General features: G+C 44.9%; 14 protein-coding genes. 6 read left to right on the top strand and 8 right to left on the bottom strand.

Annotation, left to right across the window (positions count from 1 at the left end):
- Positions 1–64: 64 nt before the first annotated feature.
- Both H6F74_RS25980 and H6F74_RS25985 read right to left on the bottom strand, forming a co-directional pair.
- Positions 65–1084, bottom strand: a complete 1020-nt coding sequence (locus tag H6F74_RS25980) for an HD domain-containing phosphohydrolase (RefSeq protein ID WP_190445012.1) — start codon at positions 1082–1084, stop codon at positions 65–67.
- 179 nt (positions 1085–1263) lie between these two features.
- Entirely contained in the window at positions 1264–2187 is a 924-nt protein-coding gene (locus tag H6F74_RS25985) for an MnmC family methyltransferase (protein ID WP_242022479.1), read from the bottom strand.
- Between the two features lie 224 nt (positions 2188–2411).
- Between H6F74_RS25985 and H6F74_RS25990 the strand changes: the two genes are divergently transcribed.
- From H6F74_RS25990 to H6F74_RS26005, 4 genes are all read left to right on the top strand, one after another.
- Positions 2412–3233, top strand: a complete 822-nt coding sequence (locus H6F74_RS25990; RefSeq protein WP_190445013.1) for a sulfurtransferase — start codon at positions 2412–2414, stop codon at positions 3231–3233.
- Between the two features lie 336 nt (positions 3234–3569).
- Positions 3570–4091, top strand: coding sequence for an NYN domain-containing protein (locus H6F74_RS25995; protein ID WP_190417704.1), 522 nt, complete (start codon positions 3570–3572; stop codon positions 4089–4091).
- A gap of 79 nt (positions 4092–4170) precedes the next feature.
- On the top strand, positions 4171–5781 hold the full coding sequence (locus H6F74_RS26000) for a 2-isopropylmalate synthase (RefSeq protein WP_190445014.1): 1611 nt from the start codon (positions 4171–4173) through the stop codon (positions 5779–5781).
- 83 nt (positions 5782–5864) lie between these two features.
- The gene (locus H6F74_RS26005; RefSeq protein WP_190445015.1) at positions 5865–6665 is read left to right on the top strand and encodes a class I SAM-dependent methyltransferase; all 801 of its coding nucleotides are present in this window, start codon (positions 5865–5867) and stop codon (positions 6663–6665) included.
- A 29-nt stretch (positions 6666–6694) separates the two neighbouring features.
- Here the strand turns inward: H6F74_RS26005 and H6F74_RS26010 are convergent, their stop codons facing one another.
- Positions 6695–7276, bottom strand: coding sequence for a Uma2 family endonuclease (locus H6F74_RS26010; protein ID WP_190445016.1), 582 nt, complete (start codon positions 7274–7276; stop codon positions 6695–6697).
- A 31-nt stretch (positions 7277–7307) separates the two neighbouring features.
- On the opposite strand from H6F74_RS26010, the gene H6F74_RS26015 reads away from it, so the two are divergent.
- A complete protein-coding gene (locus H6F74_RS26015) occupies positions 7308–8759 on the top strand; it encodes an ATP-dependent DNA helicase RecQ (RefSeq protein WP_190445017.1) in 1452 nt (483 codons plus the stop codon).
- A gap of 87 nt (positions 8760–8846) precedes the next feature.
- Here the strand turns inward: H6F74_RS26015 and H6F74_RS26020 are convergent, their stop codons facing one another.
- Positions 8847–9095 (bottom strand): hypothetical protein, encoded by a 249-nt coding sequence (locus H6F74_RS26020; protein WP_190445116.1) that lies wholly within the window; start codon positions 9093–9095, stop codon positions 8847–8849.
- A gap of 7 nt (positions 9096–9102) precedes the next feature.
- Positions 9103–9192 carry a cytochrome b6-f complex subunit PetN gene (petN, locus tag H6F74_RS26025; protein ID WP_190417696.1) on the bottom strand — a complete coding sequence of 30 codons (90 nt, stop codon included), beginning with the start codon at positions 9190–9192 and terminating at the stop codon, positions 9103–9105.
- A gap of 222 nt (positions 9193–9414) precedes the next feature.
- On the opposite strand from petN, the gene H6F74_RS26030 reads away from it, so the two are divergent.
- Complete coding sequence (locus H6F74_RS26030) at positions 9415–9834, top strand: hypothetical protein (RefSeq protein ID WP_190445018.1); 420 nt, start codon at positions 9415–9417, stop codon at positions 9832–9834.
- Here H6F74_RS26030 and H6F74_RS26035 read toward each other — a convergent pair.
- From H6F74_RS26035 to H6F74_RS26045, 3 genes are all read right to left on the bottom strand, one after another.
- Positions 9821–10495 carry an SDR family oxidoreductase gene (locus H6F74_RS26035; RefSeq protein ID WP_190445019.1) on the bottom strand — a complete coding sequence of 225 codons (675 nt, stop codon included), beginning with the start codon at positions 10493–10495 and terminating at the stop codon, positions 9821–9823. The two genes, H6F74_RS26030 and H6F74_RS26035, sit on opposite strands and share 14 nt — an antisense overlap.
- 13 nt (positions 10496–10508) lie before the next feature.
- Positions 10509–11132: a methyltransferase domain-containing protein gene (locus tag H6F74_RS26040; RefSeq protein ID WP_190445020.1), complete on the bottom strand. Its 624-nt coding sequence runs from the start codon at positions 11130–11132 to the stop codon at positions 10509–10511.
- 118 nt (positions 11133–11250) lie between these two features.
- Entirely contained in the window at positions 11251–12192 is a 942-nt protein-coding gene (locus tag H6F74_RS26045) for a cobalamin-binding protein (RefSeq protein WP_190445021.1), read from the bottom strand.
- Between the last annotated feature and the right edge of the window lie 27 nt (positions 12193–12219).

A 12219-nucleotide genomic window follows, 5' to 3' on the forward strand; every position in this document is an offset into this window, starting at 1 on the left:
AAGGATAAAGGATGAAGGGTGAACCTTCAAAGTTGAATTTCATACTTGAGGAAAAGCTTTCCCATTATCGGGCTGATTTTTGAGCAAACGCTTCCTCCCGACTCAGGTTCTCAGGTTGCTGAGTAGATTGAATAAATTCAGCAAATTGCTGCACAAGTTGGGGATTGCGCCAACCTTTTGAGGCTTCCTCGCTCATGATTTCTAAAGCTTTGGCTGGGGTGAAAGCCGCTTTATATGGGCGTTCACTGGTTAGGGCATCGTAAATATCAATAATTTGAAACACCTGAGCAAGAATTGGAATTTCATCGCCTACGAGTCCATCCGGATAGCCCGTACCGTCCCAGCGTTCGTGATGATAGCGAATAATGGGAATGACACCCCGCATGGTTCGCAGTGGTTTGCAAATTTTCTCCCCGATGGTGACGTGCTGTTTCATAACGTCCCACTCTTCGGGGGTGAGTTTCCCGTTTTTGAGCAGCACAGAGTCGGGAATCCCAACCTTACCGATATCATGGAGATAGCCTCCCCACACTAAATCCCGAACTTCATTGCGTCCAAGATTAATAAATTCTCCGAAGGTTCTGCCCATTGTCACCAGTCGTTCGCAGTGGTCGCCAGTTATGGGATCGCGGCTTTCGACGGTACGGGCAATTGAGAAAAGAACTTGTTCAGCGTGATCCAGGTCTTCATTTAAGCGCTTTTGCTGAACGAGCGATCGCACTCTGGCAGATAATTCCAAGCGGTCGAAGGGTTTGGTGAGAAAGTCATCCCCACCAGCTTCTATGCCCATGATGCGCGATCGCCTGTCATTTAATGCGGTGATGAACACCACCGGAATCAGGCGCGTGTGTTCGTTCTCCTTCAGGCGGCGACACACCTCAAATCCATCCATCCCCGGCATCATTACATCCAGCAAAATCAAGTCCGGATTGCTTTCCAGCACTTGTTCTAATGCTGCTGGGCCACTGTCTGCTTCTAATACTTCGTAGCCTTCCACCGAGAGAAGTGCTACTGCTGTCATGCGACTGGAGGGATGATCGTCAACAACTAGAACTTTGGGCAATTCAGAATCGATAAAGCTCACTGAAAAACACCTTATTTGCGAAAAAGCAGAAGCATTTAATAAGTTTAAAATCGCCTATCCCAGAAATTTGTTTTTAGTATGAGCGAATCGCTCAATAATAAAATCAGGCTTTCCACGGATATTCACGAGGGATTATGCAAATTTTTGTTGCAATAGTGTGATAAATTTTTAACCTAAATTTAAGACTTTGTATCTTGCTTTTGGAACCAGCGCTTTTTCCAATGAGAGGATGGCTCTAGAGAACTGGTTTGCTGATCTATTGTACGCCGTTGCAAAATTACATCGGCTGGATCGCTTAGAGTCGGATCGCGGTAGGGAATAGCGGCTTTGGTTTGCAAATGCTCCTGTTCTTGTAATGATAGTGGCGGTAATGGGGCTTTTTGTGCGGCGACGGTTCCCGGCGATCGCCTCCCTACTGGTGGTGTCGCACCAATTTGTAATCCAGCTGCCAAAAGAGCTGTCCGCACCGCCGCCGCGCAGGAATAGGTAGCAAGTCTCCCGGAAGGTTTTAAGCATTTGGCAACAATGTCAAGAAATTCCACTGTCCACAGTTGGGGACAGTGCAAGGGCGAAAAGGGATCGAGAAAAATTGCATCTGCTCTAAAGCCAGAGAGATATACTTGCCTAATTGTTTCCCTAGCATCACCAATGAGTAGATTTGCTTGTAAACGTTCGGTCTTAACTTGTCTAGATATTGCTAGTTTAGCGAGAATTTGGATGTATTCGGGGTTCCAGCTGTTGAGGAGATTATGCGCGATCGCAGCTGGCGCTACAGATGCGTCTAATTCCAAGCCTACCCACTCAACGCGACAATTTGGATTTACTGCCCAAATCGTCTCCAACGCTGCTGCTGTATTGTAGCCAAGACCATAACAAACATCCAATAGATGCAATGTTGGTTGCTGCGCTTTCTCCTTGAGTTGGAGAGGATTCACAAACTTAAGTTCGGCTTCCTGCTTAGCACCATGCTGACTGTGAAAAGCTTCGCCAAACTCTTGTGAGAAGAAGGTGAATGAGCCATCATCTGTAAGTTGTGGTGTGAAGATGCCGCCATTATCCATTATTCTTAATTGATGCTTATGTTGTAGAGACGTTGTAACCATCTCTACCCTTGAGTGTTCTGAAGTGCTTAGAGTAGTTAGTTTGTACCAAGAAAACTAGCCAGAGCAATACAAAAAACATCATTTTTGGTAAGATTACTCTGTGCCTATAAGGAAATTGTAAAGATATTGTTACTCATAATTGCATCAATCATATTTTTTTATAGTCATTACTCAATACAAAGCTAATCTCAATTATTTGGTGTTTTAGATTGACTTTTCAGGTTATGACTGATAACAATTTTATAGTTTCCGCCCAGTGGCTAGGCGAACACCTTAACGATCCCCAAGTCGTTATTGTAGATTGTCGCTTTTCCCTGACAGATCCAGAATTGGGACACAAACAGTATCTCACCAGTCACATACCAGGTGCTTACTATCTGGATTTAAATAAAGACCTTTCTGGCAATGTTGAAAAGCATGGGGGAAGACATCCTTTACCCAACCCAGAAGAGTTAGCTAATAAGTTAGCAGCTATCGGGGTAAATTCTCAAGAAACCCTGGTTGTTGCTTACGATGATTCCAGATTCGCCTTTGCGTCCCGTCTCTGGTGGCTACTGCGCTACCTGGGGCATAATCGTCAAGTGGTATTGGATGGAGGGTTTGCGGGATGGAAGGCTGGGGAGCATCCGGTTACAGATGTTCTACCGATACCAGATCCAGGTAAGTTTGTTGTGCAGTTGCGAGAAGATTTGGTGGTGGATATTGAAACAGTGAAAGCAAAGAAAGATTTGCCCCAAGTTATGCTTGTAGATTCGCGAGAAGGCGATCGCTACCGAGGCGAACGAGAACCAATTGACCCGATTGCAGGTCATATTCCCGGCGCACTTAACTACCCTTGGCAAGATGTCTCTAACACTCAATCTTACCTACGACTGATGACAGAACAACGCCAACGATGGAAGGGTTTAGAGCAAGCTGAAGAAATTTTGGTCTATTGCGGTTCTGGTGTCACTGCTTGCGTTAATCTATTATCTCTTGAAATAGCTGGGATTCACACAGGCAAGCTTTATGCTGGCAGCTGGAGCGATTGGTGTTCCTACCTCTAAGTGTTACAGGGCCAGTAGTGGCTAATAGCTTGTCCTAAATATTCATTCTGGTGACAAGTAGGACATTTACAAATTCCTGAACTAAGGTAGAGTTTAAATAAGCAGTAATTGTCAGAGTGATCTTGGTGTGCAGCTTCAATTTTCCGATTTTGCTCCCCGAAGACAGCTCTAAAGTCCGCCTGAATGCCACTGTCGGTCTTTGGGCATACAGTTACAGAGAAACAGATATAGTATATTGACGCTAGAGTAAGTATAAGTAAACTGTTATAGTAACAAATTGCTAGAATAAATCATTCCGATTAAATTCTTTTCTACAAATTTTAGGTCTTAGCTTCTATGGCTTGCTTAATGAACCGTCTTTCTATTTTTGTAGACGGGAACAATATGTTCTACGCTCAACAAAAAAATGGTTGGTTTTTTGATCCTAGAAGGGTGTTGGAATATTTCAAAAAAGAACAGCCAGAAACAACACTCATCAATGCCTTCTGGTACACAGGGCTTAAAGATCCGCAGGATCAGCGGGGATTTCGAGACGCACTAATTAGTTTAGGGTATACCGTTCGCACTAAAATTCTCAAAGAATACTACGATGATACATCTGGGCGCTACTCCCAGAAAGCAAATTTAGATATTGAAATTGTCGTAGATATGTTTAATACAGTAGAGCAGTACGACAGGGTAGTTTTATTTAGTGGGGATGGCGATTTTGAAAGAGCCATCGAACTATTACGTTCCAAAAATACTCATATCACAGTGGTTTCTACAGAAGGAATGATAGCTAGAGAACTGCGAAACGCCACAGATCGTTACATAGACTTAAATGATATTCGGGATCATATTGAGAAGACTGAATATTAGCTAATGACTAATGGGGATGAAAAATTACCAATTAGCTATTAGAAATTGATCGAGAACAACTGAGGACTGACCAATTACTATGGAAAATCAATCAAACCAAGACAGAATCGTAATTTTCGATACCACTCTTCGGGATGGCGAACAGTGTCCCGGAGCCACCCTAAATGTAGACGAAAAGTTGAGCATTGCGCGACAACTGGCGCGTTTAGGCGTGGATGTGATTGAAGCGGGTTTTGCTTATGCAAGCCCTGGAGATTTTGAGGCTGTGCAGAAAATTGCTAAAACAGTAGGGACAGAAGATGGCCCAGTTATCTGTAGTTTGGCCAGAGCAATTAAAGCGGATATCGAAGCAGCAGCGGAAGCGCTAAAACCAGCGGCGAAGGGTAGAATTCACACGTTTATTTCGACGTCAGATATTCACTTGGAGTATCAGCTAAGAAAATCTAGGGCTGAAGTATTAGCGATCGCAGAAGAAATGGTCGCTTATGCCAAATCCTTCATGGACGATGTAGAATTCTCTCCAATGGATGCAGCACGTTCTGACCCAGAGTTTCTTTACCAAGTGCTAGAAAGAACAATTGCTGCTGGTGCCAAAACTGTTAACATTCCCGATACTGTGGGTTACATGACTCCCAGCGAATTTGGGGATTTAATTCGGGGAATTAAAGAAAATGTTCCCAACATTGACCAAGCAATTATTTCAGTTCACGGTCACAACGATCTAGGTTTGGCTGTAGCTAACTTCTTGGAAGCTGTGAAAAATGGAGCGCGTCAGCTGGAATGTACTATTAACGGCATTGGCGAACGTGCTGGAAATGCTTCTTTAGAAGAATTGGTGATGGCTCTCCATGTGCGTCGGCAATATTACAATCCATTTTTGGGACGTTCAGAGGATTCAGAAGAACCGCTGACAAATATTGATACGCGCCAAATTTACAAGACATCCCGATTAGTTTCTAATTTGACTGGGATGTTGGTGCAGCCAAATAAAGCAATTGTCGGCGCAAATGCCTTTGCTCACGAGTCAGGAATTCACCAGGATGGGGTTCTAAAAAACAAGCTGACTTATGAAATCATGGATGCCCAATCCATCGGATTAACAGATAATCAGATTGTATTAGGCAAACATTCGGGTCGCCATGCCTTCAGCGCCAGATTGAAAGAATTGGGCTTTGAACTAACGGATAGCGAGTTAAATAAAGCATTTCTGAAGTTCAAAGAATTGGCGGATAAAAAGAAAGAAATCACCGATTGGGATTTGGAAGCGATCGCTAACGACGAAACCCAACAAGCTCCCGAAATTTTCCGCTTAGAATTGGTGCAGGTATCCTGCGGCAGCAATTCCCAGCCCACAGCCACAGTAACACTCCGCACCCCCGCAGGTGAAGAACTAACTGATGCCGCCATTGGTACGGGGCCAGTAGATGCCGTGTATAAGGCAATCAACCGCGTGGTGAACGTACCCAACCAACTGATTGAGTTTTCCGTTCAATCTGTAACTGCTGGAATTGATGCTATCGGGGAAGTCACCATTCGCCTGAAGCACGAAGAACGGCTATTTTCCGGTCATGCGGCGAACACCGATATCATCGTCGCCTCCGCCCAAGCTTACCTCAACGCCCTGAATCGCCTTTACTCAGCTTTACAAGTTCAGGAAGGGCGGGAAGCCGTGACTTATCAGAAATTGTAGACGCAGGCGCAGAGGTTGACACCAAGGTACGCAAAGTAAGAGAATCCTTTGCGTACCTTTGCTTTTATTTCTTAATACCAACCATGAAAGAAGATATTTTTGACAAAGAGAAAAAATTTCACGATCAATGGGCATCTACTATAGATGTAGAAGGAATCAAAGTTAAAGATTACTTTGAAGCTTGTACTGCGCCAGAAAATCGATTTATCCTCAAGCAATTAGGGGATATTAGAGGTAAGCGACTTTTAGATTTAGGGTGTGGTGCTGGGGAAAATAGCGTCTATTTTGCCAGGAAAGGGGCGCTATGCTTAGCATCTGACTATTCGCCAGGTATGGTGGAAGTGGCGCTGCAACTGGCGGCTGCTAACGGGGTGGAGATTGAGGGGCGAACTATGAATGCGATCGCTCTCGATTGCCCTGATAATAGTTTTGATATCGTCTACGCCTCGAATTTGCTGCACCACTTGCCTAATCCGAAACTCGCTATTAGGGAAATGCACCGGGTTCTCAAGCCTGGTGGAAAAGCTTGTTTTTGGGACCCTTTGAAGCACAATCCAGTTATTAATGTTTATCGGCGGATGGCTACTAAGGTGCGAACTGAAGATGAAACACCACTGGATATTAATATTGTCAATTTTGTAAAATCCCAGTTTTCAGAAACGTCTTATGATACGTTTTGGCTGGCGACCCTGTGGATTTTCTTGCGCTTCTATTTGATTGAAAAAGTCGATCCAAATAAGGAGCGTTACTGGAAAAAAATTATTATTGAACAGGAAAGATTAAAGGCGACATATCAGCGCTTAGAAACGCTAGATAGTGTAGTAAAAAATCTTCCTTTGCTGAAGCGTTTTGCCTGGAATTTGGCTGTGGTGGCGACGAAATGATTTGACCCGCAGAGGACGCGATCGCGCTTTCAACTACTGAAAATTTGCGTTAAATCTAGCACAAATCCAGGTAGCACTTCTTCACCAGATAAAGTTGTAGGAGACTGGATAATTTCTACTTCCCGATCTTGCCGATAAATCTCTACTCGTTGATTTTGTGGATCAATTAACCACCCCAAACGACAGCCATTGTCAAGGTATTCTTGCATTTTCTCTCTTGCTTTAGACAGAGAATCACTTGCAGAACGCAATTCCAGCACAAAGTCAGGACAAAGTGGTGGAAATTCTGCTTTTTGTTCAGCAGTTAAAGCATCCCAGCGTTCTTGCTTTACCCAACTGACATCAGGAGAACGAGTCGCACCATTGGGTAATTTAAAACCAGTTGAAGAGTCGAAAGCAACACCCTGATTTGTTTGGCGATTCCATAGCCAAAGCTGACCGTTTAAGCTAAAGTTACGTCTACCAGTTTCTCCGCCAGTTGGTGGCATAACTATCAATTCTCCTTGTGCAGTTAGTTCCAGCCTTAAATCTGGATTTGCCAGACAAATTTGATAAAATTGTTCATCTGTCAGCTTAACAGCAGAGGGTATATTCAAAATTAGGGTATTCATAAATTTACCATTTTCAGCATCTACTACCATTATGTATAATTCTGATACAACATCTTGGCAAGAGGTTCGCGCAGCTTTTAAAAGAATCTGGGGATATGATGATTTTCGTCCGCCACAGGGAGAAATTATTCTCAGTTTATTAGAAAAGCATGATGCTTTAATTGTGATGCCAACTGGCGGCGGGAAATCTATTTGTTTTCAACTTCCAGCTTTACTTCAAAATGGGTTAACGTTGGTGATTTCGCCTTTGGTGGCGCTGATGGAAAATCAAGTGCAAGAATTGCGCGATCGCAAGTTGCCAGCTGCTCTTTTGCATAGTGAATTACCCACTTGGGAACGCAAGAAAACTCTGCAAAATTTGGAAAAGTTACGGCTATTGTATTTGTCACCAGAAACTTTGCTGAGTGCGCCAGTGTGGGAAAAATTGTGTCAACCACAGCTAGAAATTAATGGGTTAATTTTGGATGAGGCGCATTGTTTGGTGCAGTGGGGAGAGACGTTTCGACCTGCATATCGACGACTGGGTGCGGTGCGTCCAGCTCTGTTAAAATCAAAGCCAGCTGGGACAAAAATAGCGATCGCAGCCTTCACCGCCACAGCCGATCCAAAAGCTAGAGCAACCATCCAGCAAGTCTTACAACTGCAAAAACCCGCTGCTTTCCAAATAAGTCCGTATCGGCAAAATCTGCATCTTAAAGTTCAAACTATTTGGACACCCAGAGGTCGCCGCCAAGGGATGTTAAAGTTTATTCAGGCAAGACCAAACCAAGCAGGCTTAGTTTACGTCCGCACACGGCGAGATAGCGAAGAATTAACGGAATTGCTACGGCAAAAAGGTTATGCAACAGCAGCTTATCATGCAGGGTTGAGTCCAGAGGAACGTCGCGAAATTGAAGCGAGTTGGCTGGGTGGTAAAATGCCTTTTGTTGTCTGTACTTGTGCCTTTGGTATGGGCATCAATAAGCCAGATGTTCGCTGGGTAATTCACTACCATTCGCCTTTGCTGCTTTCCGAGTACGTGCAGGAAGTTGGGAGAGCTGGACGAGATGGGAAGCCTGCGGAAGCTTTAACATTAGTTAGCGAGGCTACGGGGTGGCTGAACCCGGAGGATAAGCAGAGACGGGAATTTTTTGCGGGAAAGATGCGATCGCAATACCAAGAAGCTCAAGCTATTGCTTCCAAACTTCCAACTCAAGGCGAAGTAGCGACGGTGGCGAAGCAATTTCGCGACGGTGCAGTTGCTCTCGCCCTACTCCACAGCGCCGGACAATTAGAATGGCAAAGCCCGTTTCATTATATTCGCCATCAATCAGGAAAATCTTGCTCCTTTGGCGAATTGAACGCGCAGCAGCAGCAATTTCAGTCTCAAATGACGCAATATCTTACTACACGAGAGTGCCGTTGGCAGTTTTTGTTAAAAGCTTTTGGCTTTGCAAAAGAGGCGGCTGGGTGGCGATGCGGACACTGCGATAATTGCAATTGAAAAAAGAACCCTACCCCTACCCCATCTCCGAACAGCGGGGAGAGGGTAGGGGTAGGGTTCCCTTGGAGTTTCGCCTTTAGCCACACTCTAGCGACGGCGATCGCGCACCTTTTCCACTCGTTTTTCTTTCTCCTGACGGCGATCGCGCGGCTTATCCGCTCGTTTTTCTTTCTCCTGACGACGACCAGTAAGGGGCAACTTATTTTCTCGTTTTTCTTTCTCCTGACGACGGCGATCGCGCCACTCCGCCAGCGTCAGATAAACGACACCGCCACTGACTATAAACAGCAACGCAAAGGTAACAAGACCTAAAACACTAACGACAGAAGTTTCCACGATGCTTTTAGAAGCCGTTACGACCCCAAACTACCATTGCAATCGACCACGTAAACAGAACCAGAACCGTCACCCAACCCAACGACAAAATATCCATAGCTATATGTAAAAACCATCACGAAATGTCTCCAAGCCATATGATAATTCAATCTGAGACTTCTATGGCACTTAATTGGGGATTGGGGATTGGGGATTGGGGATTGGGAAGAATTTTACTCAGCCCCTAAACCCTAGTCCCTAGTCCCCAGTCCCTAGTCCCTAGTACCCAGCCCCTAGTCCCCAGCCCCCAGTCCCCAGCCCCCAGTCCCTAGTCCCGATTATGTTTGATCCAAAAGAGCGAATTGAGTCTATCAAAGCAGGAACCCTGGCGGCAGTGTCCGTTTTCCTGACTTATAGTATTGTCACACTGGGCAATAATTTACTGTCACAAATACAGATCGTGACTGGTTTTAATTTACTGGTGAAGGTAGCGATCGCTCTTTTGAGCGGTTTTCTCTTTGGTGTCACCTACCGCTATATTATTCGGGAAGACCGCAACTCGCATCTCAAAACTGGCGCTGTGTTTGCCTTTGGGTTGGTGCGGGGATTAGGGCAAATAGAGGTTGGACTAAATTTCCCCGATACCTTCTGGCTGTATGCTGTACTGGGAGTTGAGAGTATCTTGTTGTTTGCGATCGCTCGTTTCACCCTTGACTTAGCAATTTATCGCAGCTGGCTAAAACCCTTCAAGTCAAGCTAAACTCCTCAAACTCAGCTTGCCCATACATCATATTTCTGTCAAGAGCTGACAAAACTTTATTATTAGCAGCATCAGACTCAAGACATCGACAAACCAATTGCGCCACATCAGCCCGATGAATTGTTCCCGCAACTCGCGGATCTTCCGTTAAAACTCCGTTACCAGTTGCAGCTTCAGACTTCAGCCCACCAGGGCGAATAATTGTGTAAATAAGTCCGCTTTCAATCAAATATTGCTCAGCTTTTTCTTTTTCTATTAAAACTGATTTTAGAGTTTCCAAAGCTTGCGGCGGCAAAGCAACAACACTATTGCCACTGCCAATAGAAGAAACTAAGATAAACTTTTTCACCCCCGCTTTCACCGCCGCATCTATGAGATTTTTGTTGCCCAAATAATCAGCTCTTTCGCCGTCTTTAGGTAAACCGCCAATGGTACTAATTACAGCATGAATCGGTTCTCCCAACATTGCCTGCTCCACAGAGGGAACATTTAGGGCATCTCCCATTACTACTTTAATTCCCATCCCTTCCAAATCAGCGCGAGACTGATCAGAGCGCAACATTGCCTTTATCTTTTGATTTTCCCCTGTTAAGTAATTGGCAATTTCTCTACCTACACCCCGACTTGCCCCACCTACAAAAATGTATGATTCAGCCGTCATCTGTCAATTCCTACTAACAATTCAAAACTTTTTTTCTTGCCACCATCACCAGCCAAGATTGAGCCTCGCAGGGCAAACCAGGCGGACGATAGTAGTGGTGCAAAATTTCAAAATCAGCTTTTTCTAGACAAGCAGTTAAAGTTTCATATTCCCAACCAACAACATAACGATAACCAGTTGGACGAACGCTATAACCCTCATCATCGCCGCGACAAATAGAAATAACAATTGCGCCGCCAGGAACAAGTGTTTGATGCAAATCTTTTAACACCCTAACCATTTCCGCGCGGGGAACGTGAAGCAAAGAAGCATTGGCAAAAATGCCATCAAAAGTTTCTGGAGGCAACTCAAGCCGAAGAAACGACTGTTGCCAAACCTCACAATCTGCCGCCTGTTGCGCCATCTCCACAAACGCTGGTGTAGCATCCAAGCCAATCACCGTATGCCCCTGACGCTTAAAAGCAACCAAGTCACGCCCAGGGCCACAACCTAAGTCAAGTATTTTACCAGGTATCTTAGGCATAACCGCTACCAGAGCATCGCGATTTTGAGAGACATCGTGATCCCAAGTTCCATCCCGGAAAGATTCTGCCGTCGCCTGGTACTCCGCAATTGTCAGATGCTCTTGTTGTTCCACACTCCCTCCCTTTCCTCAAACCTACTAAAATCTTAGTATTGCCAACTCCTGTGTGTTCCGCAGCGCCTCTGCGGTTGGAACTTCTTATCACACAGATGTTTTCCGGAGAAATATTGGCTTATAACGCTGATTTTGACAAAAATTCCCATCCGGTGCCTTGGTATCCAAAGTGGAAGATTTCTGGATGGATAATTTCGGCTAATATCTCCAGAGAGTCTACCAATCTAGGGCCGGGACGGTTGAAGTAGGCGTTGCCATCGGTAAGATAGATTCTGCCAGTTTGTACAGCTTGCAAGCTTTGCCATTCGGGACGCTGAATTATCTCAATTGCTTCAGAACGGGTGCGGTTTAAGTCGAAGCCACAGGGCATGAAGATAATTATGGCAGGGTTTGCGATCGCTATCTCTTCCCACTTCAACCACGGAGAATGTTCTCCCGCAACACCAAACAGCGGTTCTCCTCCCGCCATTTTGACTAATTCTGGAATCCAATTTCCTGCCGCCATCAACGGATCGATCCACTCGATACAAGCAACAGTGGGACGAGTTGTTAAGGATAGCGATCGCGTCTTTTCCACACAATCATCAATCCGAGATTGTAACCCAGTCAGCACTGGTTGCGATTCCACCCCTAAAGCCGCAGCAACTCTTGCAATATCATCCCAGACATCGCTTAAGAAATTGGGCTGTAAAGAGATAATCTGCGCCTGACTATGGGTAAGACTGGCAACAGCTTTCTCAACTTCTGCCAGACTAACAGCACACACTTCACATTGAGCTTGAGTAACAATGTGCGTAGGTTGCAGCTGTTCTAGAATGTCGGTTTCAACTTTATAGACACTCAGAGCCGATTGCAACAAATCCGTAACGCGATCGTGAATTTCTGGGCTGCTGCCTTCAGGATTAAATTTAGGCTGAGTGCAGACTGGTAGATTTTGGATTTCTCTTGGATAGTCGCATTCATGCGATCGCCCAACAATAGCATCAGTCAGCCCCAATATCGCCAAAATTTCCGTTGCACTGGGGATAAGAGAGACAATTTTCAACTCTTTTTGTTTCATTACTTTGTAACCAATTAATAAATTGTC

The sequence above is a fragment of the Trichocoleus sp. FACHB-90 genome, assembly GCF_014695505.1.
GTDB lineage: Bacteria > Cyanobacteriota > Cyanobacteriia > Cyanobacteriales > FACHB-T130 > Funiculus > Funiculus sociatus.

Bases quoted from the DNA above. Each gene is read 5' to 3' on its own strand.
- H6F74_RS25985 (WP_242022479.1), bottom strand. From the start codon at position 2,187: ATGGTTACAACGTCTCTACAACATAAGCATCAATTAAGAATAATGGAT.
- H6F74_RS25990 (WP_190445013.1), top strand. From the start codon at position 2,412: ATGACTGATAACAATTTTATAGTTTCCGCCCAGTGGCTAGGCGAACAC.
- H6F74_RS25995 (WP_190417704.1), top strand. From the start codon at position 3,570: ATGGCTTGCTTAATGAACCGTCTTTCTATTTTTGTAGACGGGAACAAT.
- H6F74_RS26000 (WP_190445014.1), top strand. From the start codon at position 4,171: ATGGAAAATCAATCAAACCAAGACAGAATCGTAATTTTCGATACCACT.
- H6F74_RS26005 (WP_190445015.1), top strand. From the start codon at position 5,865: ATGAAAGAAGATATTTTTGACAAAGAGAAAAAATTTCACGATCAATGG.
- H6F74_RS26010 (WP_190445016.1), bottom strand. From the start codon at position 7,276: ATGAATACCCTAATTTTGAATATACCCTCTGCTGTTAAGCTGACAGAT.
- H6F74_RS26015 (WP_190445017.1), top strand. From the start codon at position 7,308: ATGTATAATTCTGATACAACATCTTGGCAAGAGGTTCGCGCAGCTTTT.
- petN (WP_190417696.1), bottom strand. From the start codon at position 9,192: ATGGATATTTTGTCGTTGGGTTGGGTGACGGTTCTGGTTCTGTTTACG.
- H6F74_RS26030 (WP_190445018.1), top strand. From the start codon at position 9,415: ATGTTTGATCCAAAAGAGCGAATTGAGTCTATCAAAGCAGGAACCCTG.
- H6F74_RS26035 (WP_190445019.1), bottom strand. From the start codon at position 10,495: ATGACGGCTGAATCATACATTTTTGTAGGTGGGGCAAGTCGGGGTGTA.
- H6F74_RS26045 (WP_190445021.1), bottom strand. From the start codon at position 12,192: ATGAAACAAAAAGAGTTGAAAATTGTCTCTCTTATCCCCAGTGCAACG.